Annotated in this window: 24 protein-coding genes; 14 read left to right on the top strand and 10 right to left on the bottom strand. The window is 70.4% G+C overall.

Features of this window, described 5'->3' with window-relative positions; genetic code table 11:
• Nucleotides 1-18: 18 nt before the first annotated feature.
• Complete coding sequence (locus tag ETAA1_RS15790) at nucleotides 19-795, top strand: carbonic anhydrase (protein ID WP_145240069.1); 777 nt, start codon at nucleotides 19-21, stop codon at nucleotides 793-795.
• Here the strand turns inward: ETAA1_RS15790 and ETAA1_RS15785 are convergent.
• Nucleotides 782-2,233 (bottom strand): sigma-54-dependent transcriptional regulator, encoded by a 1,452-nt coding sequence (locus ETAA1_RS15785; RefSeq protein ID WP_145240067.1) that lies wholly within the window; start codon nucleotides 2,231-2,233, stop codon nucleotides 782-784. The two genes, ETAA1_RS15790 and ETAA1_RS15785, sit on opposite strands and share 14 nt — an antisense overlap.
• Nucleotides 2,234-2,344: 111 nt before the next feature.
• Here ETAA1_RS15785 and ETAA1_RS15780 point away from each other — a divergent pair, with 111 nt between their 5' ends.
• From ETAA1_RS15780 to ETAA1_RS15760, 5 genes are all read left to right on the top strand, one after another.
• Complete coding sequence (locus ETAA1_RS15780) at nucleotides 2,345-4,384, top strand: sensor histidine kinase (protein ID WP_145240065.1); 2,040 nt, start codon at nucleotides 2,345-2,347, stop codon at nucleotides 4,382-4,384.
• A complete protein-coding gene (locus tag ETAA1_RS15775) occupies nucleotides 4,384-4,845 on the top strand; it encodes a response regulator (protein ID WP_145240062.1) in 462 nt (153 codons plus the stop codon). The genes ETAA1_RS15780 and ETAA1_RS15775 overlap by 1 nt, the downstream gene beginning before the upstream one ends.
• 18 nt (nucleotides 4,846-4,863) lie before the next feature.
• A complete protein-coding gene (locus tag ETAA1_RS15770; protein ID WP_238389456.1) occupies nucleotides 4,864-6,033 on the top strand; it encodes a hybrid sensor histidine kinase/response regulator in 1,170 nt (389 codons plus the stop codon).
• Nucleotides 6,034-6,137: 104 nt separating this feature from the next.
• On the top strand, nucleotides 6,138-7,970 hold the full coding sequence (locus ETAA1_RS15765) for an AI-2E family transporter (protein ID WP_145240060.1): 1,833 nt from the start codon (nucleotides 6,138-6,140) through the stop codon (nucleotides 7,968-7,970).
• A gap of 48 nt (nucleotides 7,971-8,018) precedes the next feature.
• A complete protein-coding gene (locus ETAA1_RS15760) occupies nucleotides 8,019-8,441 on the top strand; it encodes a hypothetical protein (RefSeq protein ID WP_145240058.1) in 423 nt (140 codons plus the stop codon).
• A gap of 387 nt (nucleotides 8,442-8,828) precedes the next feature.
• On the opposite strand, the gene ETAA1_RS15755 is transcribed toward ETAA1_RS15760, so the two are convergent.
• On the bottom strand, nucleotides 8,829-9,227 hold the full coding sequence (locus ETAA1_RS15755) for a hypothetical protein (RefSeq protein WP_145240056.1): 399 nt from the start codon (nucleotides 9,225-9,227) through the stop codon (nucleotides 8,829-8,831).
• Between the two features lie 103 nt (nucleotides 9,228-9,330).
• Between ETAA1_RS15755 and ETAA1_RS15750 the strand changes: the two genes are divergently transcribed.
• From ETAA1_RS15750 to ETAA1_RS15730, 5 genes are all read left to right on the top strand, one after another.
• A complete protein-coding gene (locus tag ETAA1_RS15750) occupies nucleotides 9,331-10,152 on the top strand; it encodes a methyltransferase domain-containing protein (protein WP_145240054.1) in 822 nt (273 codons plus the stop codon).
• Nucleotides 10,153-10,242: 90 nt separating this feature from the next.
• On the top strand, nucleotides 10,243-11,343 hold the full coding sequence (locus ETAA1_RS15745; protein WP_145240052.1) for a Nif3-like dinuclear metal center hexameric protein: 1,101 nt from the start codon (nucleotides 10,243-10,245) through the stop codon (nucleotides 11,341-11,343).
• A 59-nt stretch (nucleotides 11,344-11,402) separates the two neighbouring features.
• On the top strand, nucleotides 11,403-11,609 hold the full coding sequence (locus tag ETAA1_RS15740) for a hypothetical protein (protein WP_145240050.1): 207 nt from the start codon (nucleotides 11,403-11,405) through the stop codon (nucleotides 11,607-11,609).
• Between the two features lie 9 nt (nucleotides 11,610-11,618).
• The gene (locus tag ETAA1_RS15735) at nucleotides 11,619-13,754 is read left to right on the top strand and encodes an AAA domain-containing protein (RefSeq protein ID WP_145240048.1); all 2,136 of its coding nucleotides are present in this window, start codon (nucleotides 11,619-11,621) and stop codon (nucleotides 13,752-13,754) included.
• 13 nt (nucleotides 13,755-13,767) lie between these two features.
• Entirely contained in the window at nucleotides 13,768-15,183 is a 1,416-nt protein-coding gene (locus tag ETAA1_RS15730; protein ID WP_145240046.1) for a sigma-54-dependent transcriptional regulator, read from the top strand.
• Between the two features lie 3 nt (nucleotides 15,184-15,186).
• On the opposite strand, the gene ETAA1_RS15725 is transcribed toward ETAA1_RS15730, so the two are convergent.
• The 5 genes from ETAA1_RS15725 to ETAA1_RS15705 form a co-directional block, all read right to left on the bottom strand.
• On the bottom strand, nucleotides 15,187-15,915 hold the full coding sequence (locus tag ETAA1_RS15725) for an ABC transporter ATP-binding protein (RefSeq protein WP_145240044.1): 729 nt from the start codon (nucleotides 15,913-15,915) through the stop codon (nucleotides 15,187-15,189).
• The gene (locus ETAA1_RS15720; protein WP_145240042.1) at nucleotides 15,912-16,679 is read right to left on the bottom strand and encodes a hypothetical protein; all 768 of its coding nucleotides are present in this window, start codon (nucleotides 16,677-16,679) and stop codon (nucleotides 15,912-15,914) included. The genes ETAA1_RS15725 and ETAA1_RS15720 overlap by 4 nt, the downstream gene beginning before the upstream one ends.
• A gap of 17 nt (nucleotides 16,680-16,696) precedes the next feature.
• Nucleotides 16,697-17,815, bottom strand: coding sequence for a cyclic dehypoxanthinyl futalosine synthase (gene mqnC, locus ETAA1_RS15715; RefSeq protein WP_145240040.1), 1,119 nt, complete (start codon nucleotides 17,813-17,815; stop codon nucleotides 16,697-16,699).
• The gene (locus tag ETAA1_RS15710) at nucleotides 17,775-18,593 is read right to left on the bottom strand and encodes a menaquinone biosynthetic enzyme MqnA/MqnD family protein (RefSeq protein ID WP_145240038.1); all 819 of its coding nucleotides are present in this window, start codon (nucleotides 18,591-18,593) and stop codon (nucleotides 17,775-17,777) included. Before ETAA1_RS15710 ends, mqnC begins: the two co-directional genes overlap by 41 nt.
• Before the next feature lie 133 nt (nucleotides 18,594-18,726).
• Nucleotides 18,727-20,682, bottom strand: coding sequence for a hypothetical protein (locus tag ETAA1_RS15705; RefSeq protein ID WP_145240036.1), 1,956 nt, complete (start codon nucleotides 20,680-20,682; stop codon nucleotides 18,727-18,729).
• A 253-nt stretch (nucleotides 20,683-20,935) separates the two neighbouring features.
• On the opposite strand from ETAA1_RS15705, the gene ETAA1_RS15700 reads away from it, so the two are divergent.
• Nucleotides 20,936-21,790, top strand: coding sequence for a hypothetical protein (locus ETAA1_RS15700; RefSeq protein ID WP_145240034.1), 855 nt, complete (start codon nucleotides 20,936-20,938; stop codon nucleotides 21,788-21,790).
• 3 nt (nucleotides 21,791-21,793) lie between these two features.
• Here the strand turns inward: ETAA1_RS15700 and ETAA1_RS15695 are convergent, their stop codons facing one another.
• Nucleotides 21,794-22,018 (bottom strand): hypothetical protein, encoded by a 225-nt coding sequence (locus ETAA1_RS15695; protein ID WP_145240032.1) that lies wholly within the window; start codon nucleotides 22,016-22,018, stop codon nucleotides 21,794-21,796.
• Nucleotides 22,019-22,194: 176 nt separating this feature from the next.
• On the opposite strand from ETAA1_RS15695, the gene ETAA1_RS15690 reads away from it, so the two are divergent.
• The gene (locus ETAA1_RS15690) at nucleotides 22,195-22,776 is read left to right on the top strand and encodes a DUF1802 family protein (RefSeq protein ID WP_145240030.1); all 582 of its coding nucleotides are present in this window, start codon (nucleotides 22,195-22,197) and stop codon (nucleotides 22,774-22,776) included.
• On the opposite strand, the gene selA is transcribed toward ETAA1_RS15690, so the two are convergent.
• Nucleotides 22,722-24,104: an L-seryl-tRNA(Sec) selenium transferase gene (selA, locus tag ETAA1_RS15685; protein ID WP_145240028.1), complete on the bottom strand. Its 1,383-nt coding sequence runs from the start codon at nucleotides 24,102-24,104 to the stop codon at nucleotides 22,722-22,724. The genes ETAA1_RS15690 and selA overlap by 55 nt on opposite strands.
• Nucleotides 24,105-24,173: 69 nt before the next feature.
• Here selA and ETAA1_RS15680 point away from each other — a divergent pair, with 69 nt between their 5' ends.
• On the top strand, nucleotides 24,174-25,055 hold the full coding sequence (locus ETAA1_RS15680; protein WP_145240026.1) for a LysR family transcriptional regulator: 882 nt from the start codon (nucleotides 24,174-24,176) through the stop codon (nucleotides 25,053-25,055).
• Here the strand turns inward: ETAA1_RS15680 and ETAA1_RS15675 are convergent, their stop codons facing one another.
• Complete coding sequence (locus ETAA1_RS15675; RefSeq protein ID WP_145240024.1) at nucleotides 25,056-26,420, bottom strand: HEAT repeat domain-containing protein; 1,365 nt, start codon at nucleotides 26,418-26,420, stop codon at nucleotides 25,056-25,058.
• Between the last annotated feature and the right edge of the window lie 12 nt (nucleotides 26,421-26,432).

Here is a 26,432-nt window from a genome sequence, read left to right as displayed (position 1 = left end):
CCCCACCGGAGCCCGGCCATGGATTTCGTGACCCGCTTCCGCCTGCCGGGTGACGGCACCCCGCACCTGCCGACGGACGCCGCTGAGGCACTGAGTTGGCTCGCCGAGGGGAACGCCCGCTACGCCGCGGAGCAGGCAGGCCCGCTCGCGGCTGCCGGCACGCCGAAGCAGTCTCCCTACGGCGTTGTCCTCGGCTGCTCGGACGCGCGGGCCCCTTTGGAACTCGTGTTCGACGCCGGACCGAACGAGCTGTTCGTGGTGCGCGTGGCCGGGAACGTGCTCGGCGACGAGGCACTCGGCAGCATCGAGTACGCACTCGCCAACTTCCGCCCGTCACTGCGGTTGCTCACGGTCTTGGGTCACACCGGCTGCGGGGCCGTCGCTGCTGCCGTGCAAGCGTACCTGAGCCCGAAGCACTCCGCCGGTGTCGCCTTCAGCCGGTCGGTCAGGGCGGTGGTGAACCACATCCTCGTCGCCGTCCGCAGCGCGGCGCTGTCACTGGAACAGACGTGGGGGCCGTCCGTGGCGAATGACCCCGGGTACTCGAAGGCACTGGCCGAGGCGGCGGTGTTCCTGAACACCGCGATGATCGCCTATCAGTTGGCCCAGGAGCTGCGCCCCGAGGACGCCGGCGTGAAGGTCGTGCAGGGCGTTTTCGACCTCGCCGAGGGGAAGGTAGGAACGATCCGCGGCGGCCAGCTCCGGCCCGCACCGACGGGGCCGCAGGAACTGGTGGACCTGGGCCTGACACTGGCCGCGGCACCGCTGGTGACGCGGCACCTCAGTCCTTCTTGAAGTCGCTCTTCTCGATCTTGTACTGTGCGATCTTGTCCGTGATGCTCCGCCGCGACAGGCCCGTGATGGTGGCGCACTTGCCGACGTGGCCGCGCGTCTTCCGCAGCGCCTTCCGCAGGTAACGTTCCTCGAACGCGGCCGTGATCTCGGCCAGCTGATCCGGGAGCGGGCGGGACAGGTCGACCTGGAACGGGTTCTTTGCCTCGACGCGCCCGGCGATGTCGCGCGGCAGGTTGTGAACGCGGATCACGCCGTCCTTGCACGTCACGCACGCCCGCTCGACGGCGTTCTCCAACTGTCGGATGTTCCCCGGCCACGGCGCCTTCTTCAGCGCCTCCAGCGCCTCCGGGTCCACCGTCGGCACCGCCCGCCCGGGTCGGGCGAATTTGCGGATGAAGTGGTTGACCAGCACCTCCACGTCCTCCGGCCGGTCGCGCAGTGGTGGTAGGTCGATCCGCACCACGTTCAGCCGGAAGTACAGGTCTTCGCGGAACTTTCCCTCGCGGATCAGGTCGTCCATGTTCCGGTGCGTCGCGGCCACGACCCGCACGTCGATCTCGATCGGCTCCCCCCCGCCGACGCGCTCGAACCGCCGCTCTTGTAGCACGCGCAGCAACTTCACCTGCATGCTCATCGGCACGTCGCCGATCTCGTCGAGAAAGAGAGTGCCGCCGTGGGCCTGCTCGAACCGGCCGACGCGCTTCTTGTCGGCCCCGGTGAACGACCCCTTCTCGTGGCCGAACAACTCGCTCTCGAGCAGGTTCTCGTTGAACGCAGCACAGTTCACCGGCACGAACGGCCCGGAGCGAGTCTCGGCGGAGGAGTCGTGGATGGCCCGCGCCACCTGCTCCTTCCCGGTGCCGGTCTCGCCGATGATCATCACGGTCGCGGTGGTGTCGGCGATCTGCGAGATGAGTTCGAAGACGTCGTGCATCTTCGGGCTCTTGCTCAGCACGTTGAGAAAGGTGTGGCCGCCGTGCAACTGCTCGCGGAGGGCGGCCACCTCGTCCTGGAGGCGGCGCTCCTTGAGCGCTCGCTGAGCCATGCGGATGAGCCGCTGCGGCTCGTCGGTCTTCAGGAGGAAGTCGTACACCCCCATTCGCATCGCCTCGACGGCGTCCGGCACCGACCCGTGGCCCGTCGTCACGATCACTGTCGATGGGATGCCGTCGTCCTGGATCTTCTGGATGAGCTTCATGCCGTCCATCCGCGGCATCTGCAGGTCGGTGATGACCAGGCTGTACGGCCGCTCGGCCAGCAGCGCCAGCGCCTTGGCCCCGTCCTCGGCAGTGTCCACTTCGAGCTTGAGCGCTAGCTTGAGCAGCGTCTTCAGCGATTCGCGGTTGTCGGGCAGGTCTTCGACGACGAGGACGCGCTGCTGGACCTGGGGTGACTCGTCCGGGGAGGCGGCGTCCGACGCGGCGGCGGGACTGGGCATTGGCGGCGTCTCGGGGTGCGTGTCGGCGCGGGGTGTGCGAGAAGTTCAATTCTACCCGACAGTCCTACCATGAAAAGGGCCGGCGGTCGGCCGCAGTGAGGGTACGGCACGATGGGCGAATTCTGGTCGAAGCTCTTCGACCCCGAGGGGTTCGTGCCGCGCATGGCGTGCGGGAACTGGACGCCGGAATTGGTCTGGCTCCACGTCGGGTCGGACCTGGCAATCTGGGTGGCGTACCTCTCGATCCCCCTCGTACTCGTGTCGTTGTTGCGGCGGAAGCGGGAGGTGCCATTCTCGTGGCTGTTCGTGCTGTTCGCCCTGTTCATCCTGAGCTGCGGGTTCACCCACCTCGGCGACGCCCTGATGTTCCACTACCCCGCGTATCGGGCGCAGGGAGTGATGAAACTCGTTACCGCCATCGTTTCGTGGGCAACGGTGTGTGCTCTGGTCCCTGCCGTACCGCAACTCGACGAGCTGATCCGCCGCGTGTCCGGTAAGTCGTCCGGGGCCACGAACGCACACGCGCCGCTGGCCGCCCGACGGGGGTGGATCTGGGATTACGTGTTCGCAGCGGTCGCCGGCGTGGCGGCCATCTTCATGCGGGCCGCCCTCGACCCGCTGCTCGGTACCGATCACGCGTTCGTGCTGGCAATCCTCGCCGTCGTGTACGTGTCGTGGCAGTCCGGCTTCGGCCCCGCCGTCGCAACGCTGCTCATCAGCATGTCCGGCATCGTGTACTTCTACGTCCACCCCCGCGACTCGTTCGTCGTCCAGCGGGTAAGCGACCAGGTGGCTCTGGCTGCGTTCGGGTTCTGCGGCGTCGGGTGTGCAGCCCTCGGCCACGCCCAGCGGGTCGCCCACCGGAAGGCGCGCGCGGCCTTGGCCGACGCCCTGGCCCGTGAGCAGGCGCTCGGCGTGGAGATGGGCCGCCGGGCGGTCGCGGAAACGGCGCTCGGGGTGAGCGAGGCGCGGTTCCGCACGCTCGCCGACTTCGTCCCGCAAATCGTTTGGGTCACCCGCCCGGACGGCTACCACGAGTACTACAACCGCCGCTGGTACGACTACACCGGCGTGCCCTTCGGGTCGACAGACGGCGAGGGCTGGAACGGTGTGTTCCACGCCGACGACCAGCCCCGCGCCCGGGACCGCTGGCGGCAATCCCTCGCCACCGGTGAACCGTACGAGATCGAGTACCGCCTTCGCCGGGCGGACGGCGCCTACCGCTGGTTCCTGGGACAGGCGCTTCCCGAGCGCAACTCGGCCGGCGCCGTCGTCCGTTGGTTCGGCACGTGCACGGACATCGACGACCAGAAGCGCGAGGCCGAAGTGCTCGAACGCCTGGTCGCGGACCGGACGGCCGAGTTGATGCAAGCCAACGCCGCGCTGCTGGCGGAGGTCGAAGAACGCCGGCGGGTCGAGGAACGGGAATCGGCCGCGGCGCGAGAGTTGCGACGGAGTAACGCCGAACTCGAGCAGTTCGCCTACGTGGCGAGCCACGACCTGCAGGAGCCGCTGCGGAAGATCCAAGCCTTCGGCGACCTGCTGGTCACCAAATACGGGCCCGGCCTTCCCAACGAGGGGCAAGGGTATGTCACCAAGATGAAGGCGTCGGCCGGGCGGATGAGCCGGCTCATCGACGATCTGCTGAGCTACAGCCGGGTCACGACTCACGCCAAGCCGTTCACCCGCGTCAGCCTCGCGGCTACCGTCGCCGACGTGGTGGACGACCTGGAACTGCGGGCGGAGAAGGTCGGCGGGCGCGTCGAGGTGGGTGTGCTGCCCGAGGTGATGGGAGACCCGAGCCAGATGCGGCAGTTGTTCCAGAACCTGATCGGCAACGCGCTCAAGTTCCACCGCCCCGGCGTCCCGCCGGTGGTGCGGGTCGCGGCCGAGCGCGACGGCGTGAACTGGGTGGTGACGGTGTCCGACAACGGCATCGGCTTTGAGGACCGGCACGCCGCCCGCATTTTTCAGGTGTTCCAGCGGCTGCACGGGCGCGACGAGTACGAGGGGACCGGCGTCGGGCTGGCGATCTGTAGAAAAATCGTCGACCGCCACGGCGGGACGATCACCGCCCGCGGTCGGCCCGACGGCGGCGCCACGTTCGTGGTCACCCTCCCGGCCCCCGCCCCAACCGCGCCAGGCCAGTAATGCCCAACCGTACCAAGCCCGTTACGATCCTGGTGGCCGACGACGACCCCGACGACCGCGCCCTCACCCGCGAGGCGTTCGACGCCGCGCACCTGGCCAACGACTTGCGGTTCGTCGAGGACGGCGAGGAACTGCTCGACTACCTCCAGCGCCGCGGTAAGTACACCAATGCCGAGGCGGCGCCGTGGCCGAGTATCATCCTGCTCGACCTGAACATGCCGCGGATGGACGGCCGCGAGGCGCTTCGGGCGATCCGCGCCGACCCCCGCCTCCGAGGCATCCGGGTCGTGGTCATGACGACCAGCAAGGCGGAAGAGGACATCCTCCGTAGCTACGACTTGTCGGCCGCCAGCTACATCACCAAGCCGGTCACGTTCGACGCCCTCGTCGAGGTCGTCCGGTCGATCGGCAAGTACTGGCTCGAGATCGTCGAGTTGGCCCCCGAAGCCGACGCCCCCTGACCCCTCCGGGAGGCCGAGGTGCGAGACCTGGCCGAGATGATTGCGGAGCCGCTGGCGGTCCTCGTGATCGACGACGACCGAGAGGACTATCTGCTCACCCGCGAGATGCTGGCGGACGTGGGCGGCGTGGCGTTCAAGCTCGACCACGCGGCGACCTACGACGACGGGCTGGCACAACTCCGCGCCGGGAAGCACGACGCCGTCTTACTCGACTACCGTCTCGGCGGCCGCACGGGCATCGACCTGCTCCGCGAGGCCCAGGAGCTGGAACGGCGGCCGCCGATCATCCTGCTCACCGGCCGTGGCCAGCGCGACGTGGCGCTCGAAGCGCTGACCCTGGGCGTTTCAGACTACCTGGAGAAGTCCGGGCTGTCGCCGGCGCTCCTGGAGCGCGTCATACTCTACGCGATGCGGCAGCGCCAGCAGGAGGAACGACTCGAGGAAAAGGTCCGCGCGCGGACGGCCGAGTTGGCCCGCGCCAACGACGCCCTCCGCGACGAGGACCGCCGGAAGAACGACTTCATCGCCATGCTGGCGCACGAGTTGCGCAACCCCCTGGCCCCGATCCGCAACGCCCTCGAGATCATGCGGCTGACGGCCGACGACGCCGAGGCCGTCGAGCGCAGCCGGGCCATGCTCGAGCGCCAGGTCGGCCAGATGGTCCGCCTCATCGACGACCTCCTTGACGTGTCGCGGATCACGACCGGCAAGCTCCGGGTGCAGGCGGAACCGATCACCCTGCGGGCGGTACTGGACGCCGCGGCGGAGATCAGCCGGCCGGCGCTGGACAAGGCAAAGGTGCGGTTCGAGGTGTGCGTGCCCGCCGAGTCGGTGCCGCTGTACGGCGACCGCGTCCGGCTGGCCCAGGTGTTCTCGAACCTGCTCAACAACGCCGCGAAGTACACGCCCGAGGGCGGCACGGTCAAGCTAGCCGCCGAGCGGAGTGGCGCGGAGGTGGTCGTAACCGTGCGTGACAGCGGTGTCGGCATCCCGGCCGACGTGCTGCCGCGGGTGTTCGACCTGTTCACGCAGGTGGACCGCACCCTCAACCGCTCCCAGGGCGGCCTTGGCATCGGGCTGGCGCTCGTACAGCGACTCGTGCAACTGCACGGCGGTCGTGTCTCGGTCCGCAGCGACGGGCCGGGGCGGGGGGCCGAGTTCACCGTGCGGCTGCCGGTGGCCGAGTAGCCCGCGAACTCCACTTCCCGCTACGCGGCAGCGCTTTGCTTCCCGGTTCCGGCACCGCCGTTGCTCACGTTCCGGCCCCGGGTCCATTCGTCCGGGGGAGTTCCATGTCTCAGCACGGCTATGCTCAGGAATGGCAGCGCGCCCAGGTCGTGTTGGCGAGCATCGTATCTGCCGCGGCGACGATCGGCGTCTTGTACTGGGCGCGGTCGATTTTCATCCCCGTAGCCCTGGCGATCTTCCTCACCTTCGTCTTCAGCCCGGTCGTGACGTGGTTCGAGCGACGCGGCATCGGCCGGACCCTTTCCGTGATTCTCGTGGTCGGCCTCGCGCTGCTCGTGAGCGGCGGCCTCGGGGCGATCCTCGCCGCGCAGATCGCGTCGCTGTCGGACGTGCTCCCCGACCGCAAGGACGAAATCGTCCGCAAGCTGACCGAGGTCAAGGTCGCGGTAGTGGGGTCCGGCGAAAGCCGGTTCGGAAAGTTGATCGAGGAGATCGGCAACATCTTCGCCCCGCAGCCGCGCGACCAGCAGCCGGGCGCCCCGCCACCCGTGGTCGTCGAAAGCCCCGGCCCGAACTGGATGGGGCAGGTCGAGACGTTCGCCAGCCCGGCGCTCGAGTTCGTCGGCCAGGCGGCGTTCGCGTTCCTCCTCACCGTGTTCATGCTGATAAAGCGGGAAGACCTCCGGAACCGCGTCATCCGGCTTACCGGACACGGCAAGGTGACGACCACGACGAAGGCCGTGGACGACGCCAGTCGGCGCGTCAGCAAGTTCCTGTTCACGCAGTTGCTGCTGAACGCCGGGTTCGCGCTCATCGTCTTGGTCGGCCTGCTGCTGATGGGCGTGAAGTATGCGGTGATGTGGGGGGTGCTGGCGTTCGTGATGAGGTACGTGCCGTACATCGGGTCGTGGATCGCGGCCGTGCCGCCGGCCCTGTACGTCCTCGCCGTCACCGACGGTTGGGGGATGACGATCGCCGTCGCCGCCCTGTTCATCGTGCTGGAACTGATCTCGAACAACGTTTTTGAGCCGCTCCTGTACGGCCCGAGCATGGGCCTGTCGGAGGTGGCTCAGCTGGTGGCGGCCGGGTTCTGGGCGTTCCTGTGGGGGCCGATCGGGCTCATTCTGTCGGGCCCACTGACGGTCTGCCTGCTGGTACTCGGGAAGCACGTTTCGCGGTTCGAGTTCCTCGACGTGCTGCTCGGCGACGAGCCCGTCCTGCCGGACCGCGTCGCGTTCTACCAGCGGCTCGCGGCCCGCGACCAGGACGAGGCGAGCAAGATCGCCCTGGCGACGGGCGACGGCGACGACGCGGCCGTCGTGTACGACCGCGTCATCGTGCCGGCGCTGTGCCTGGCGAAGCGGGACCACCAGGACCACGACCTGCCCGACGAAGGGTTGCGGTTTGTCACTACCGCCGCCCGCGAGATCGGCGAGGAGGTGGCGCTCGAACACCCGCCGGCCGCGACCGAGGGTGAGCGACCCGTCCGAGTGCTCATCGCCGCGGCGCGCGACGACGTCGACCAGGCCGGGGCCGAATTGATGAGCCGACTCCTCGACCCGAACCGCTGGGACGTGGAGCTGGCAACCGACGAGGTGCTCGCCGCCGAGTTGCTGACGCGGATCGAACGGACGAAGCCGGCGGCGGTCGTGATCGCGTCGCTACCGCCCGGCGGCGTCGCACACACGCGCTACCTGGTAACGCGGATCAAGGCCCGCTTCCCGGACCTTCGGCTCGTCGTCGGCCGGTGGGGCCGCGGCGAGGATTTCGCGGACGACGATGCTCAGGCCGGCGGGGCCGACTGGGTCGATCACACGCTGGCGGCCACGCGGAAACGGCTGACGGAGTTGCACTCGGTTTTTGACGCGGCCGCCGTGCCGTCGGCGGAGAACGGGAAGGCGAGGGTCGTTGGCACGGCGGGTGCATTGGTCGGGTAGTGTCGGTTCGAACTGAGTCGGACCTCACCCAGAATCGGAGGTTTCGCCATGGCGGACATGAAGAACAACGTGAAGTCGGGGATCGACGACGCGGCGCGGGCGGCGAAGTCGGGCGTGAACGAGGCCGCCTCGGCCGCGAAGAATGCCACCGAGCAGGCCGGCGGCGTTACGGGCACGATCCGCGACACCGCGCAGAACCTGGCCGACCGGGCTGGCGACCTGGCGGGCCAGGCGAAGGACCGCGTGACCGACCTGGCCGGCCAGGCCCGCGACCGGCTCGGCGACTGGGCCGGGAATGTGAACACGGAGAACGTCCAACGGTTGGCGCACGACGCCTACGACGCTGTCGGCGAGCGTGCGGGCGACTTCGGCCGCGAGGTGGCGAGCCTGGTCCGCCGCTACCCGCTGCCGGCGATCCTCGTCGGCTTCGGCGTCGGGCTGCTGCTCGGCCGGGCCGCCCGTTCGGCGTGACCGAGGGGACGACGTGAGAGACCGGCGGCCGCGGGTTGAATCCCGCGGCCGCCGGTTTTTTCGTACCCGATCGAGCCTGGCGAGGCGTACGACGTGAGCCGCCGGGTGTGCCCGCAGTCGACGCACGCACGACCTCGTACTGGCAACCTGTTTCACACGGGTCAGAACATCGGCCTCCGCTGGGCGACAGGTGTGCGTCCGCCGGCCGGTCGTTGGCACGCGACAGCCGCCTCCCACGGCCAGCGGGCCCTGGTCGGTCGCCCGGAAGAGATGGTAGAGTCAGGCGGCACTCGGCGGCTGGCGCCTCCGGGCTCGCCTGATTCAAACGAAAAAGCGGGGGGCTTGCGCCCCCCGCTTGGCCTGCTCGTCTTGAACCACTCACGCCACTTAGCTGCCCGAGGGCACCACGGTCGGCGCCACGCCCGCCGGTGCGACCACTTGAGCCGGGGCGATACCCGCGACGGCCGGTGCGACCATCGCCGGCGCCACAGCGGGATTGGCCGCCGCGGCCGCCTGTACGGAGGCCTCGGCCCGCGTCGTCTCGGCGGTCGGCGGCAACTCGGCCTTCCGCGCCGCCCGGCCGATCGACCCGAGGAAGAAGCCGATTGTGAGGAACACGGCCCCGGTGAGGAGGAGCCCCCAGAACATGAACTGGAGCGGCGGGGAGAGCGGGTGTGGGGCCAGGGTGTAGTACCACACCAGGTCCCACACGTCGATGAGCGCCCCGCCGGTGATGAACGCGATCGACAGCTTCGGCCCGAACGCGGGTTGACTCAGGATCGGCATACGGCCTCCGGAAGTGGGGACGGCGGGCGGGGGGTCCGCCCACTCCGACGGGGCGTAATGCATCCCGGATGCCAAGCGGCACGCGGTTCGCACGCCCGGCGGTATGAGCGAGAAGACGGCCCTCCCCGAGTACGCTGACACCCTCGCCGCGTTCCACCGTGCCTTCCGCCGGGAACTATGCCGGGCCGTCCGGGCCGTCCCCCTGACCTCGGGTGCGGCCGTGCTGGATGTGCCCTGCGGAGACGGGTTCTACTCGGCCCTGCTGGCTCGTCGCCTCCGGCCGTTCGGGAAAGTGACCGCGGCCGACCGGTCCGACTCTTACCTGAGTGCCGCCCGTACCGCCGTCGCCGCCGTCGGCGACTCCGCGGCCGTCGAGTTCGTGAAAGCCGATGCGTACCACCTTCCGTTTGACGACGCCGCGTTCGACGTGACGTGGTGCGCTCAGAGCTTCATCAGCCTGGAAGACCCGGTCCGTGCGCTGATGGAGATGAGGCGTGTGACGCGGCCCGGCGGCAGCGTCGCCGTGTTGGAAGACGACGACCTCCACCGAGTTGTCCTGAACTGGCCGGTGGAACTGGAGATGGAACTGCGCCGCGCTGCCGTCGCGGCCAGTGCGGCGAAGTACGGCTCGCGGGCGGCGCTGTCGCCGGCCCGGCGGATGCGTCAATTCTTGAGCGACGCCGGGCTGACGCCGCGCGGCAAGAAGACGATCGCGGCGGACCGCCTGGCTCCGTTCGGCCCGGCCGTCCGCCGCTTCCTCCGCCTCCACTTGCGGGACACGCGCGCCTACCTGACCGACTTCTTGAAGCCCGCGGCCCTCGCGGCACTCGACCGGGCCATCGACCCTGACCACCCCGAGTCGCTGCTGAAGCGCCCGGACGCGACGGTGACCTGCCTCACCACGCTATTCATTGCTGGGCGGTGAGGCCCGGGGCGGTACAGCACCCCTCGACGGCGTAAAACATGTCGAAGGCCCGGGGACGGCCGTCCCCGGGCTCCGCCCGCGGAGCGCCCCATGCCCACCGTCGCCGACCTGGCCGCCGCGCTGAACGCTTTCGCCCCGCCGCACACCGCCGCCGACTGGGACAACGTCGGCCTCCTGCTCGGCGACCCGGCCGCGCCCGTCGGGCGCGTCATGACGTGCCTTACCGTGACGCCCGACGTGGCTGCGGAAGCGGTGGGCGAGAAGGCCGATCTGATCGTGTCGCACCACCCGATCCTGTTCCGCGGCGCGAAGACGCTCGTGGCGGGGAAGGGCGACGGCGATGTGGTCCTGCCACTGGCCCGCGCCGGCGTCGCTGTCTACTCGCCGCACACCGCGTTCGACAACTGCCCCGGCGGCGTCAACGACGTCCTGTGCCGGCGGCTCGGCGTGCGGAACGCGGTCCCGCTGCGGCCGCGCGAGGGGCCACGCCAGTTCAAGATCGCCGTCTACGTCCCCGACGCGGACCTGGCGAAGGTGTCCGACGCGCTGTTCGCCGCCGGCGCGGGCGTGATCGGCAAGTACGAGCAGTGCAGCTTCCGCGTACCGGGTAAGGGCACGTTCTTTGGCACCGACGACACGAACCCCGTCGTCGGGCAGAAGGGCCGTCGCGAGGACGTGGACGAGTGGCGGCTCGAGGTTCTCGTGCCCGAAGCGAACGTGACCGCGGCCGTGCGGGCGATGCGGGCCGCGCACAGCTACGAGGAAGTGGCATTCGACATCTACCAGCTTCGTGCCGGCCAGAGCGGCGGGGAAGGGCGGGTCGGCGAGCTGGAGGCGCCGGCGACCCTGGGTGAACTGGCGAAACGGGCGAAGACCGAACTCGGGGCCGCGTCGGTTCAGGTCGTCGGCGACTCGAGCCGGACTGTGCGGAAGGTAGGGGTCGCGTGCGGCGCGGCGGGGGAGTTTTTGGTAGATTCCGTGCGTGCGGGTGTCGATGTGTTTATAACCGGTGAGCTAAGGTTCCACGACGCACTGTCGGCCCGTGCCGCGGGGGTGGGGGTGATCGTGCCCGGCCACTACGCGACGGAGCGGCCGGCCGTTGAGGAACTGGCCGCGAAGCTGGCCGCGGACCACCCGGGCGTGACCGCCTGGGCCAGCCGGGTGGAGCGCGACCCGCTCGGGCCGGGTTGATTCGGCCGCGCCACCACGGTATGGGTTGGTCGCGGCAAGGACGCCTCAGGGGGTGGGTGATGACGCGATTCGGTCTCGGCATCGGGCTGGCCGTGATTGTCGGGCTGTCGGCGTGGGGCTTCGCCCGCGGCACCGAGAGCAACCCCGCCAGCGCGACCGAACCCGCCGCCACGACCGACGACGATAGCACCCACGACGAGGCCGTCCACCGGCACCGGACGAATCAATCGAACCACTGGCGGCACGTGATGGTGGGCCGCCGGTAGAATGCCGGCATGACCGCCGTCCACTTCGACCCGCTCCCGCCGCGGTGCAGCACGGGGGCGGTGCTCGCGTTCGTGTGCAACACCACCGGCCTCGACCGCAAGCACGTCGGCAAGATCGCCCTGATCGGCCGCGGCGCCACCGTCGAGCTCGACGACCGCCACGCGGCCAAGGCCGTGGCCGCCCTCGACGGCGCGGCGTTCAACGACCGCCCCGTCCGCGCCCGCTTCGCCGGCAAGGCCGACTTCACGAACGTCGACCACTTCGGCAAGCTCTCCAAGTTCCTCGACCTGGAAGCCGCCGCGGAAGAAGCGGAGGCCCGCCGCCGCGCCGCCGAGGGCACCGACCGCGGCGACGGCGGCACGCTCCTGGGGCTCGTGCTGCGCGAATCCGAGTTCGGCCTCGGCGGGCGGCTGCTGCTCACGCTCGGCCGCGCCAGCCGCACCGAGCCCCTCCCGCCGAACCGCCTCGGGCCGGGTTCGCCGGTCGTGCTGACACGGACGAAGCCGCAGCGCGGTGTCACGTTCCGCGGCGTCGTCTACGACCGCGCCGACGCGACAGTCGGCGTGGCGATCGAACCGCCGGACTACGACTTTGACGACGACGACGGTTGGCGCCTAGACCTGTCGCCGGACGAAGTTTCGCGGCTCCGCCAGCAAGACGCGCTGCGGCGCGCCGCGGGCGCGGATGGCGACCGACTCGCGGCGCTGCGGGCGGTGCTACTCGGCGAGCGCGAGCCCGAGTTCGACGCCGGCCAGCCGCCGCCCACGTTTCTCACCCCGCTGAACGAGCCGCAGCAGGACGCCGTTCGCCTTGCGCTCGCGGCGAAGGACGTGGCCGTCATTCACGGCCCGCCCGGCACCGGCAAGACGACGACCGTTGCGGAACTGATTCGCTGCCTGGTCGCCCGCGGGGACCGGGTGTTGGCGTGCGCCGCGAGCAACCACGCGGTCGATAACCTGCTCGAAAAGCTGCTGCGGGTCGGGCTGCACCCGGTGCGACTCGGCCACCCGGCCCGCGTCGTTCCCGAGTTGCGCGCCCGCGCCCTCGACCTGCTCGCCGAGAAGCACCCGGACGCCCGGCAGGCCCGCAAGGTGGCCCGCGAGGCGTTCGCACTGTTCCGCTCGGCCGACAAGTGGACCCGTGGCAAGCCCGAACCCGGGGCGAAGGCCGCGATGCGGAAGGAGGCCCGCGACCTGCTGGCGGAAGTGCGCCGGCTCGAAGCCCTGGCCGTCGAGCGCGTGCTGGACGACGCCCGCGTCGTGTGCGCCACTCTCACCGGCCTCGACGGCCAGACCCTCGGCCGCCGCACCTTCGACACGGCCGTGCTCGACGAGGCGTGTCAGTCGACCGAGCCGGCGTCGTGGCTGCCGCTGCTGCGGGCCGGGCGCGTGATCCTCGCCGGCGACCACTGCCAGCTGCCGCCGACGGTGCTCTCGCCGGAGGCCGCCGACGCCGGGCTGTCGGTCAGCCTGATGGAGCGGGTCGTGGCACGATACGGAGGTCAGGTCGCACGGCGACTCGTCGTGCAGTACCGGATGCACGAGTCGATCCAGGCGTTTTCGTCGGCCGAGTTCTACGACGGTGAGTTGATCCCGCACGAATCGGTCGTCTCACACCGGCTGTGCGACCTACCTGGTGTCGAAGCCGGGCCGCCGACGGAGACGCCCGTGCGCTTCATCGACACGGCCGGGGCCGGGTACGATGAAGCACAGGAAGAGGAGACGGAGAGCCGCCTGAACCGACAGGAGGCGGCGCTCGCGGTCCGGCAGGTGCGGGCGCTGCTGGCCGCCGGCGTGCCGGCCGAGCAGGTCGCGGTCATCACCCCGTACCGCGGGCAGGTGCGGCTCCTGCGCGAACTACTGAAGGACTACCCGGCGCTGGAAGTGGACAGCGTCGACGGGTTCCAGGGCCGCGAGAAGGAGGCGGTGGTCATCAGCCTGGTGCGCTCGAACCCGGCCGGCGAAATCGGCTTCCTGGCCGACACCCGGCGGACGAACGTCGCCCTCACCCGCGCCCGCCGTGCGCTGGTAGTTATCGGCGACAGCGCGACCCTCGCCGCGGACCCGTTCTACGCCCGGATGATCGCCCACTTCGAAGCAACGGGGGCGTATTCGAGCGTGTGGGAACTCGATTCCAATACCTAGGGTCCGAGCCGCCATGGCGCCCGCCGTGCTCATCATCGACGACGAGGAGCCGATCGCTTGGGCGCTCCGCCGCGCGTTCGAGCGGGAGGGGTACCGCGCCGCCGTCAGCGGCTCCGCCGAGGACGGACTGAAGCAGGCCGCCGCCCACCCGCCCGACGTGGTGTTCCTCGACGTGCGGCTCCCCGGCATGGACGGGCTCACCGCCCTCGACCGGCTCAAGACTGTCGCCCCCGGCGCGGCCGTCGTCGTCATCACCGCGCACGGCAACCTCGACACCGCGGTGAAGGCCGTCGCCGGCGGGGCGTTCGACTACCTCGCCAAGCCGTTCGAGCTCGCCCACGCCCTCGACGCCGCCCGCCGCGCCGTCGGCCGGCGCGAGCCCGAACCCGCCGAGACCGCGGAGCCCGAAGCCGGCCCGGACGCGCTCGTCGGCCGCAGCCCGGCCATGCAGGCGGTGTTCCGCCGCATCGCGCTCGTCGCCCCGACGGGGGCGTGTGTCCTCGTCACCGGCGAGAGCGGCACCGGCAAGGAACTCGTGGCCCGCGCCGTCCACGCCCACAGCCCGCGGCGCGACCGGCCGTTCCTCCCCGTCCACGTCGCGGCGCTGAACCCGAACCTCGTTGAGAGCGAACTGTTCGGCCACGTGAAGGGGGCGTTCACCGGCGCGGAACGCGCGAGGCCCGGCCTACTCATGCTGGCCGACGGCGGGACGGTCTTCCTGGACGAACTCGCGGACATCCCGCTCCCCGTGCAGGCGAAACTGCTCCGCGTCCTGGAGCGGCAGGAGGTGACGCCCGTGGGCGGGGCCGAAGCGACGCCCGTGGACGTGCGGGTGATCTCGGCCACGCACGCCGACCTGTCCGCGGCCGTGCGCGACGGCCGGTTCCGCCACGACTTGTTTTTCCGCCTCAACGTCTACCCGATCCACCTGCCGCCGCTGCGCGACCGCAGCGACGACGTGGCCCTCCTCGCCGAGCACGTCCTCCGCCGCTTCGGCGTGACCAACGCGGCCGCAGCGCTCCCCGCCGACACGGTCGCGTTCCTCAAGGCTCGGCCGTGGCCCGGGAACGTGCGCGAACTGCGGAACGCGCTGGAGCACGCCGCGATCGAAGCCCGCGGCGGTCCGCTGCGGCCCGAGCACTTCCCGCAACCCACGGAGGCCGGCGGCACGGTACCCGAACGCCTTCAATCGTTCGTGGTGGAATGGGTCCGTGAGCAGGTCCGTACCGCCAGCGGGACCGAACCGACGGACCTGTACCAGAAGCTGCTCGACGCAGTCGAACCGGCCGTGCTCGACGAGGTGCTGCGCCAGCTCGACGGGAACCGCCTCGCCGCCGCCCGGTGGCTCGGCCTGGCGCGGGCGACCGTTCGCAAGATGATCCGCAAGTACCACCCGACCGCCGAGGACGCCGACGGCGACGAGGCGTGACCGTCAGCTGACGAGTTGAAAGAACAGGTCTTCGAGGTCGGGCTGGTTGTGCATCGTCCGCAGGTCGTCGAGCGTGCCGCAGACCACGAGCCGCCCGCGCGACAGGATGGCGACGCGGTCACACAGCTTCTCCACCTCGCGCATGATGTGCGTCGAGAACAGGATCGTCTTGCCGCGGCCGCGGAGTGCCTTGATGCTGTCGAGCACGGCGCGCTGCACCAGCACGTCCAGGCCCGCGGTCGGCTCGTCGAAAATCAACACCGGCGGGTCGTTGACCAGGGCGCGGGCGATCGACACTTTTTGCCGCGTGCCGGTACTCATCTTCGCCCCCGGCACGTCGCGGTAGGCGGTGATTTGTAGCGTCTTGAACAGTTCTTCGATCCGCGGTCGCAGCACGTCCGGCGGCACCTCGTGGAGCCGGCCGTAGTACTCGACCATCTCCCACGCCGTCATTCGGTCGTAGACGCCGGTGTTCGCGCTCAGAAAGCCGACGTGGTGCCGCACCGCCGACGGCTGCGTGACCACGTCGTACCCGGCGACGGTGGCGGTGCCGGCGGTCGGTTGCAGCACCGTGCAGAGCATCCGCAGCGTGGTCGTCTTGCCGGCACCATTCGGCCCCAGGAGGCCGAACACCTCGCCGGGGCGGACGGTGAACCGCAGCGCGTCCACGGCCGTGACGCGGCCGCCGTCCGGTCCGCGGAACCACTTCGACAGGTCACGGACTTCGATCATCGGGGGCCGGTGGGTTCGCCGCGCGCGGCCGCGGCCCAGGTCTGGAAGTTCTCGAAGGTCGCGGCGTCCACGTCGAACCGAGGTGTCATCTGGCCGTAGATCATCATCTCGACGGGCACGCCGCGCCGGCCGCGCTTGCCGCGCTGCACCAGGTCGATGTCCCACGGCCCGGCTACGACCGCCGACTCGCCCTTCGTGGCGACCAGGAACGCGGTGTTTCCGAGCAGTTTCGCCTTCCAACGCGGCGGCGTCGGCAGGTCGAGCGCAGTCGTGTCGGTTTCGGGGTCGGACTGGCGAATCTCGGCGACGAGGCCGTCGAACCACGCGAGCTGGTCGCGGGTCGGGCGCTCGGCGAACAGACGGCGGAGCTGGCTGTAAGCCCGGAACCGGCCGACCGCGCCCCAGATCAGGAACAGGCCGAGGATGACGCTGAACGCCTGCGGTTGACCGCCAGCCTGGACCACGAGCGCGGTGCGGACGATGTTCCAACCGCCGAACGCGAGCAGCACGACGCCGTCGAGCAACACCCCCTCGGCCGACGGGGCCAACCACTTCCAGAGGCCGATCAGGAGTTCCGCGAGGGCGAGAGCCCCGAAGATGTAGCCGCTGAGAACAGCCCCGGCCTGGACCACGCTGAACGCGAGGAGCAGCATGAGGGCGGCGAACACGGCGTTGTGCCGTCCGCCGCGGCGGACGGTCGCGCACAGCTCCCGGTACGCGGCGACCCGTTGCAACTCCTGCCGCATCACCACGTCGTCGGTCATGGCGTCATTGTGCCGGGTCAGGCGAGCACCGGCAACGCCCGCTCGGCCCGCGGTGGCGGGGCCGGCTTCGGGTCGATGAGGCGGTAGTACACGTCGCGCTGCCGCGGCTCCCAGCCCGCCTCGCGGATGCAGCGCCGGATTTCCTCCAGCGTCAGGTAGTGGACCGTGCCGGCCGACGCGACGACGTTCTCCTCGATCATCAGGGAGCCCATGTCGTTCGCCCCGTAGAACAGGGCGACTTGCCCGATCTTCGCCCCCTGTGTGACCCACGACGACTGGATGTTCGGGACGTTGTCGAGGATCAGCCGGCTGATCGCCTGCGTGCGCAGGTACTCGAACGCCCCCGCCTCGGGCTGCTGCGTCATCCTGTGTCCCGGCTGCATCGTCCAGCAGATGAACGCGGTGAAGCCGCTGGTTTCGTCCTGGAGCTGCCGCAGGCGCAGCAGGTGCTCGACGCGCTCGGCGTCCGTTTCGACGTGCCCGAACATCATCGTGCAGCTCGACCGGCCGCCCAACTCGTGCCACACCCGCATCACTTCGAGCCACTCGTCCGTCAGCGCCTTGTTCTTGGTGATGGCCTTGCGGACGCGGTCCACGAGGATTTCGCCGCCGCCGCCGGGGATGCTGCCGAGCCCGGCTGCCTTCAGGCGCGACAGCACCTCGCGCAGTGGAAGCTTGTTCAACTTGTGGAAGTGCCACAGCTCCGGCGGACTGAAAGCGTGCAGGTTCACTGCCGGGAAGCGGGCGCGGAGGTCGCTCAGCAGCTCCTCATACCATTCGAGCTTCAGCGACGGGTGCATCCCGCCCTGCATCAGCACCTGGTCGCCGCCGAGGGCGATGGTCTCTTCGATCTTGCGGTACAGTTCCTCGCGCGACAGCACGTAGGCGTCGGCGTCGCCGGTCTTGCGGTAGAACGAGCAGAAGTCGCAGACCGCGGCGCAGACGTTCGTGTAGTTGATGTTGCGGTCGATGTTGTACGTGCGGTACGGCTCCGGGTGGAGCCGCGAGCAGACCGCGTGCGCGGCCCGGCCGAGCTTCAGCAGGTCGCGGCTGCGGAACAGCTCGACGCCCTCGTCGGGCGTGAGCCGGCCGCCGTCAACGGCTTTCGACAAGATCCGGTCGATGCTGGCGGACACCGGTAGCCCCCTTCGGCGCGAGCCCGAGTTCGGCCGCGAGGTCGTGGAACTTCGCCATCCCGGCGAGCTCCCGCGGGCCGAGGTCGTAGCGGATTACAGTTTCGAGGTAGCGGCGGCAGAAGCCGGGGTCGAGCCCCAGCCCCGCCGCCTCACGCTGGGCGATGGCCCCGGCCGCGGCCAGGCCCGCTTCCTTCGCGGCGTGGAAGGCGGCTCCCGCGTCGCCGAGGTCGACGCCGGGGCGGACGGCCCACAGGGCGTAGACGAACGGCAGCCCGGTCCAGTCGGCCCACTCCGCACCGAGGTCGTACGCGAAGCGGTAGCCCGGCAGGCAGGCCCGCATCGCCCGGTCGCCGATAAGGAGCACGGCGTCGGTGGTGAGGTCGTCGGCGGGGGCGTCGATCGGCAGCGGCTCGACCCGCGGGCGGACGCCGTACCGCTTCCGCAGCAGGATTTGCGTGAGGGCGGCGCTCGTGCGCGAGCCCTCGTCGAGCGATACGCTGCGGACGTCGGCCCACGGAACGCGGCTGAACAGCGTGACGCTGAGCACCGGCCCGCGCGAGCCGATGGCGATGCCGGGGACGAACGAGTAGCCGGGACCGCGGAAGTACTCGACCACGGGGATGAGGCCGACGTCGATGTCGCCGCGGGCGAGTTGGTCGGCGAGGCGGCTCGGCAGGGCGAACGACAGGTCGATGCGCGGGGCGAACTCGGGGAGTCGTTCGACGAGCGGCTTCGTGTTCAGGTAGTTGACCGCGCCGACGCGGAGGGTGGTGGCCATCGCTCCCGGTCCTTCCCGGCTGTGTCGCAGCCGTCAGGATAGGAACCGCGGACCGGCAGAGAACCGCAACACCGTCAACGAGAAAGCCCGGGGACGGCCGTCCCCGGGCTTTGCTTCGGTTACTTCACACAACTTACGGGCAGGCCGGGGCACACACCGGCACGCACCGCGTCACGCAGTACGTCACCGTGTACGGCTCCATGCTGCACGTCGTGACCGGCACCATGCGGCAGTGCGTCTCGGGGATCACCTTGCAGGTCGTGTGCGGCACGTACCGCACCCGCTCCTCGCAGACGTGGTTCACCCGGCACTGCCGGACGACCTGCTGCCGCTGCTCCGTCTCAATTCGGCAGGTCGTGACCGGGATGTGCCGGACGATCTCCTGAGGCACCTGATCCACCACGCAGCGCGTCTCGCGGCGGACGTGGTGTTCGGGCACCATGCGGCAGGTCGTGTACGGCACCTGGCGTACGACCGTCTCGGGGACCATCGTGCAGTGCCGCCGCGTCTCGTAGCGGACGTGCTGCTCGCACTCCCACCGGCACGTCGTGTACGGCACCTGGCACGTCCGCACCTCGGGCACGCTGTAGCAGCGCTGCTGCGTCACCATCCGCACGTGCGTCTCGGGGACCATGCGGCAGGTCGTGAAGCACTGCCGGTGGACGCGGTGCTCGGGCACGGTGTAGCAGCGGGTCCGCGTCTCGTGGCGGACGTGCTGCTCGGGCACCATCCGGCACGTGGTGTACGGCACCTGGCACACCTTCTCTTCCGGCACGGTGTAGCAGCGGGTCCGCGTCTCGTACCGGACGTGCTGCTCGTGAACCATCCGGCACACGGTCCGCGTGCAGGTGCGGTACTCCGTGCAGGGGACCTGGCGGCACACCGGCACCTGGACCGTGGTGCAGACCGGCTTGCACACCGTGCGGCACTCGCGGACGACGCGGCACTCCTCGTGCGGCACCCACACCTTGCGGCACACGGTGCGGCCGGGGCACTGCACCTGCTGCTGCACCACCGGACCCGGGCAGTAGTGGCTCGTGCAGGTGCAGGGGTCGAACACGCACGTGCCGGGCAGCCGGACGCAGCGGGTCACCACCGGGCCGGGGACGTGTTCCGTCACCGTCTCGTAGCGGCCGGTGCAGACCTTCTCGACGCGCTCGGTGACGACCGGCTCCTGGACGTAGCTCACCCGCTGCTCGGTGCGGTACGAGACTTCGGTCTTGTACGTCGTCACCGGCACCGTGTACGTCTGCGTGTCGTACACCGGGCGGCACGTCGTGTAGGGCACGCACACCTGGTACGGCTCGGTCACGGTGCGGTGCGTCACGTAGCGGTGCTCGCGGACGTGCTGCTGGTACTCCGGCCGGTAGGTCGTGTACGGGATGGCCACCTGGTAGCACTCGCGCTCGGTGCGGTAGGTGGTGACCGGGATCTCGCGGACGTGCTGCTCGTACACCGGCCGGTTCACCGTGTACGGCACCGGCACCTGGTACTGCTCGACCACCGGCCGGTGGACCGTGTAGCTGTGGGTGCGGACGTGCTGCTCGTACACCGGCCGCCGCGTCGTGTACGGTATGGCGACCTGGAACTCGGTCACCTGCGGCCGCATCACCGTGTGGGCCACCTCGCGGACGTGCTGCTCGTACACCGGCCGCATGGTGACGTACGGCACCTCGACCTGGAACGTCCGAGTCACCGGCCGCATGACCGTGTGCCGCTGCTCCTGGAGGTGCGTCTCGTAGACCGGCTTCTGGACGGTGTAGCAGCGAACGGTGTCGAAGTATTCGACCACCGGGCGGGTGACGGTGTACTTCTCGGCGTGGCAGGTCGTCTCCTGCACGGTGCGGTACGTCGTGTACTGCTCCGGCTGGTAGCACGTCTTGTAGACGGGCCGGTAACACACCTTCTGGCACTGCTCCACGACCGTCTGGAACTGCACGGCCGGGGCGCAGGCGTCGGGGACGCACTGGTCGGGGCTGACGCACGCGCGCGGGAACCGGCACGCGCCGACGTGCCCGGCCTCGGCGTCGCCCCCGCTTCCGATCAGGCCGGCCGCGGCCAGCAGCCCTGCCACCACCCACGTCCTCATGGTGAACTCCCGCGGCGCTCGTCTGGAAGATCGTCCGGCCGCGGTCTCTGAGCGACCGACCGCCGGATGCTGCTGCTAGTTTTCACCACGGGCCACACCTGCAACAGGCAATCCGGCCCGAACCGCGCAACCTCCCGCGCTCTCCCCGCCGCGCAACCCGCGCCACGCCCGGAACCGCGCCGACCGGCACGCCGGGCGCCGCCGGTGCGACCCGACTTTCCGCGTCACGCCGCCCCGCCGTATCCTGAAAGGCATGACCACCCCCGTGCTCGACCGCGAGGAGTATGTCGAACAGGCGCACCTGTTCCACACCGTCCGCGAGCGGCTCGGCGAGAACCTGCCGGTGCAGGACATCCTGCTCGCCGCCCACGACGAACTGCTCACCACCACCCGCCTGCCGTTCGCGGTGCAGTTCCTCGTCACCGAGCTGAAGCACAGCGGCCACGTCGGCAGCGGCTTCGCCAAGCTGCCGCACTACTTCACGCCGTTCCAGACGTTCGTCGTCACGCAGGCGGAGACGGCCGGGCAGAAGTTCGAGATGCGTACGGCCTTCCTGGTGCTGGAGCGCGAGGCGGCGTACAAGGCCGCCGCCGTGTCGCAGGCCGGGCTCTTCGTCTACCAGTTCGAGACGGTCACCCGTAACCGCCTCGGCTACAACCCCGCGCTCGACGCGATGGCCCTCGACCCGCACTACGACCCGGTGTGGAAGGAGTTCGTCGCCTTCGCCCGCCGCCAGATGGGCGTCATCGACCTGGGGCAGCTCGTGTACCTGCGGTCGGAGCAGTACGTCGCGGACGTGCGGCGGGGCGAGCCGACCTACGAGCCGCCGGTGCCGCCGGTTTTCGGCGTCAAGGAGGGGAAGATCGGCAAGGCGAGCCGCGGGCGGGAGCCGGTGTACCTGTTCTCCGCGCTGCAGCGACAGCTCGGCTACCCCGAGGTGCCGAAGCCGAACCAGCGCGACGACCTCAAGACGAAGCTGGACGTGATCACGGGGAAGTTGAAGGAACTGGAGCAGCGGATACGGCTGGCCGAGGGCGAGCTCCGGGGGAGCATCGACCTCAGCCAGTTCGGCAAGCCGGACATCCTGAAGAAAGACGACGAGGAGTAGCCGTCACGCGCTCGACGGCTGGCTCGGGCGGAAGGCCTGCATCACCTCGTACAGGTCGTGGCTGACCATGACCTCGTCGTCGAGGAAGTCGTTGATCCAGACGTAGTTCATCCGCTGGGCCATGGCCGCGACGGGGAGCAGGTCGGCGAGGCGGACGCGGACCTCGGGGCCGGGCCGCTCCGTGACTTCCTCGCTCGGCGGTGTGTAGAGGCGGAGCCGGGTGACCATACGAACCTCCGTGATCCTGCCGGGGCTCGGCTACGCGAGCCGAACCCGTAGCTCATCCCTCCTTTCGACCTGCCGCACCCGGCTGCTTCAGTCCGGATGGCGGGACTGGGCGATTCCGGCGACCGGCCCGGTAAGATGTGTCGGGTGGTCAAGCGGTCCGGCAGCGGGGGCGGGCGATGGCGACGGTGGCGTTCAAGGAGTGGGCAGTCATCTGCCGGGCGCTCGCCGAGGGGCGGCAGGCCGTCATCCTCCGCAAAGGCGGCATAGCCGAAACCGCCGGCGAATTCCGCCCCGAGCATGAGCGATTTCTGCTCCTCCCGACGCACTTCCACGAGCAGCACCGCACCGGCATCAAGTCCGAGTTGCTGCCGTTGCTGGACGCCGCCGAGGCCGACCGGCCGGGCGGTGGAGTGCTCCGCTTCACGCACCTGGCCGAAGTGACCGCCGTGCGGAAGGTCTCTGAACTAGACCACGCCTTGGCCCTCGACGGCCTCCACGGCTGGACTGCCGACACCGTCCGTCAGCGCTTCCACTACCGCTCGCCGGGGCTGTTCGTGCTGACGGTGCGGGTGGCGGCACTGCCCGCGCCGGTGGAGGTGCCTGAGCGGCCCGAGTACGCCGGCTGCAAGACGTGGGTCGAACTCGTGGACGACGTCCCGACCGACGGGGCGACGCCTGTACTCAGTGACACGGCGTTCGCGGCCTACTCGGCGAAGGTGAACGCGACCCTGATCGCGGACAGCAATTCGTCCTCCTGACGCTCGAAAACCGTCCGCAGGTCGAGCAGCAACCGCCCGCCCTGGATCCGCCCCACGACTCCAGGCGACCCGCCACGCAGCCGCGCCGCCAACTCCGCTTCGTTCGCCGTGTGGACCGCGACCACCGCGGTCGGCACCGCGACATCGGGGAGGGACCCGCCGCCGACATAAGCCACGTCCGCTTGCACATCCGCCTGCACACCGACTCCGCGAAGCCGTTCCGCGAAGCGCTCAGCCCGTGCCGTCAAGTCGGGAAGTGGCGTCGTCAACATCCGCAGCACGGGGATGTCGCGGCGGGCGCGGGTTGGGTCGCGGTACAGCCGCAGCGTGACTTCGAGCGCCGCGAGCGTCATCTTGTCGAGCCGAAACGCCCGCATCAGCGGGTCGGCCTCGATCCGTCGGATCAGGTCGGCGCGACCGGCGATAATCCCAGCCTGCGGTCCGCCGAGGAGCTTGTCGCCACTGAACAGCACGAGATCAGTCCCGGCCGCGATGCCGGCCGAGACGAGCGGCTCGCCGGGGAGGCCGAACGGCGCCAGATCGAGTGACTGCCCGCTGCCGGCGTCGTCGATCACCGGCAGCCCGCGCGTGCGGCCGACTGCCACGAGTTCATCAAGTCCGACCGCTTTGGTGTACCCACGAACGCGGTAGTTGCTGGTGTGGACGCGCATGAGCGCCGCGGTGCTCGGCCCGATCGCGCGTTCGTAGTCGGCCACCCGCGTGATATTCGTCGTGCCCACTTCCCGAAGCGTCGCCCCGCTCACGGCCATGATGTCGGGGATCCGGAAGCCGCCGCCGATCTCGATCAACTGGCCGCGCGAAACGATCACTTCGCGCCCGGCGGCGACGGCCCGCAGCACGATGACCGTCGCGGCCGCGCAGTTGTTCACGGCCGTCGCCGCCTCCGCGCCGGTGACGGCGCGAATGCCGTCGCGCACGGCGTCCTGCCGCGAGCCGCGCTTGCCGGAGGCCAGGTCGAGTTCAAGGTTCAGGTAGCCGCGGCCGGCCTCGAACGCCGCGCGCGCGGCTTCTTCCGCCAGCGGTGCCCGGCCGAGGTTCGTGTGTAGCACCACGCCGGTCGCGTTGATGACGGGCCGAAGTCGCGGGATCGCGTCCACGTCGAGCCGCGCCACTGCCGCGGCCGCGATCGATTCCGCAGACACGTCGCCCGCTTCGCCGCGGGCGGCGATCGCGGCGCGAATCGTGTCGAGCTGATCTCGCACCGCCTTGGTCAGGTCGGCGGCCGAGTGCCGCGCCCGCGCCGCGACGGCGGCGGCCGTTTCGAGCACGCGGGCGACGGCCGGCAGGTCGCGGAACGGGTTGCTCATGCCGCTGTTCTATCGGCCAGGCTACAATGGTAGGAACGATCCTTCGGCCGATTCCCATCGGGACTCGTAATGGAACTGCACCAGCTGCGTTACTTCGTGGCCGTGGCCGAGACCGGCAGCTTCACCCGAGCCGCGGAGCGCGAGGGGGTCACGCAGCCGACGCTCAGCGAGCAGGTCATCCGCCTCGAAGGCAAGCCGCACGGCGTCGGCCGCCGGCTGTTCGACCGCCTCGGTCGCAAGGTCGTGCTGACCGACGCCGGCCGCGAACTCCTCGGCCGGGCGCAGGGCATTCTCGCCGCCGTGAGCGAGGCGGAACGCGCCGTTCGCGATTCCGGGGAGGGCGGCCGCCTCCGCGCCGGAGCCATTCCCACCATCGCCCCGTTCCTGCTGCCGGGCGTGGTGTCGCGCTTCACCAAGACCAACCCCACGATCCAGCTCCAAATTTATGAAGAGCGGACGGAACACCTCCTCGCCGCACTCAACGCCGGCGAGCTGGACGTGGGCGTCATGGCGTTGCCGGTCCGAGACGACCACCTGCACGTCGAGAAACTGTTCGCCGAGCCGCTGGTCGTTGCACTCCCCGCGGCCCACCGCCTCGCCGCCCGCGGCGTCGTGAAACTGGCCGACGTGCTCGACGAGCCGTTCATCCTCCTCGACGACGTTCACTGCTTCGGCGACCAGGTGCTGAGCCTGTGCCGCCGCGGCGGGGCGGAGCCGAAGGTGGTGTGCCGCGGCGAGCAGATCGCCACGCTGCTCGGCATGGTCGCGGCCGGGCAGGGGGTGTCCGTCGTGCCCGAGATGGCCGCGGTCGGCGACGCCCACCCGGGTCGCGTCTACCGGCCTATGGCGAAGCCGACCCCGACACGCACGCTGTGTGCGGTGTGGCACAAGCAGCGCTACCGGCCGCCGTCGCTGCGGGCGTTCGTGGACGTGGTGAAGGGCGCGGGCTGATCACTCGACCAGGCCGAGCGCCGCCTCGCGCATCCGCTCCAGCGCCTCGGCGGCGGCCAGCGCCGTTTCCGCGTCGGCGTGGTCGGCCACGAGGTCGAGATCGGGCCAGAGCCAACTCACTCCTTCGTCAGCGGCCGACAGCGCGGTCGCCTGCCGAACGGCCGGGTCTTCCGCGAGCAACCCCTGAGCGTATTCTCGCAGCGCCGCCAGTTCGCCGAACCGCGCCAGTGCAGCGACAGCGGCCCGGCGGACGTTCGCGTCGGCGTCGCCGCGGGCCGCTCGGAGAGCGGCGATGACGGCGGCCCGGTCGAAGGGTTCGGCCCAGCCGAACGCCGCGACTGCCGCGCAGCGGGCGTTCGCGTCCGGGTGCCTCGCGCCGCCGAGGAGTACGCGCTCGACTCCCGGGCTGCGGGCGTTGCGGAGGCCGGTCAGCACGGCGTGGATCGTCGGGCCTGGACGTGCCGTGAACAGGAGGCGTTCGGCCTGTTCCGCCAGGGCGGGGCCGTAGTCGCGGGTGCGTGCCCAGCGGAGGGCGCGCACGGCGTCCGCCCACCACGGCGTGCGTCGCTCCGGTAGCGACGGGAACAGTGCCGACACGTCGACCCGTAGGTCGTCGAGGACGCGAAGGGTGGCGGCCTGCTCGTCGTCGCCGGCGGAGGGGAAGTTCCCGATCAGACGGTGGCCGGCGTCGCGGAGCCAGCGGTGTCGGCGCTCGGTCGAGTGCCCCAGTCGGGCGACGTGCCGCCCGGCGTGTTCACGTTCCGCGGACGGCAACAGCTTCACCCACAGTTCGGCTCGCCGGGCCGCACGCTCGGCCTCGATCACGGCGGCGGCGAGCCACGGGTCGGCGTCGCCGGGTGACACGTCGGCCAGATTCTCGAGCAACCCCGCCCGCACGAGTGAAGCCACGTCGAGCGCCCCGTCGCGGCCGCCACGAGCAGTGCGGGCCAGGGCGCGGTACGCCGCGTGCCGGTCGGCGCGGGCGGGGCTGGTGAGCAGCACGGAGAAGTTCGGGAAGCCGACCGCCTCCGCGGACAGGAGCAGCCCGCGCGGCAAGCCGGCGGCGGCGTCGGCACAGCGGATCACGGCCGGCAGCGCGTCCGTCCTGCCGTCGCGCCGCAGCGCCGCAGCGACCTCGGCCCGTCGGCCGGCCTGTTCGTCGGCGTCCGGACCGACGGGCTGGTTCAACTCCGCGACGAGCGCGGCGGTGTCGGACGTGGGAAGCGGGCGGGTGCCACGGCCGGCGGCGGTGCGGGCGGTGAGTGGCTGGCGCCGCGGAATGAGCCACCGCCGGGGCCGCGGCCGGCGGTACGCCAGCCAGAACAGCCCCCCCGCGGCGACGAGTACGAACATGCCGGCCAGCATGACCCCGACTCC

Source organism: Urbifossiella limnaea (assembly GCF_007747215.1).
In the GTDB taxonomy this organism is placed as follows: Bacteria; Planctomycetota; Planctomycetia; order Gemmatales; family Gemmataceae; genus Urbifossiella; species Urbifossiella limnaea.
The sequence above is the reverse complement of the archived record's forward strand: the minus strand, read 5'-3'. Positions and strand labels throughout refer to the sequence as shown.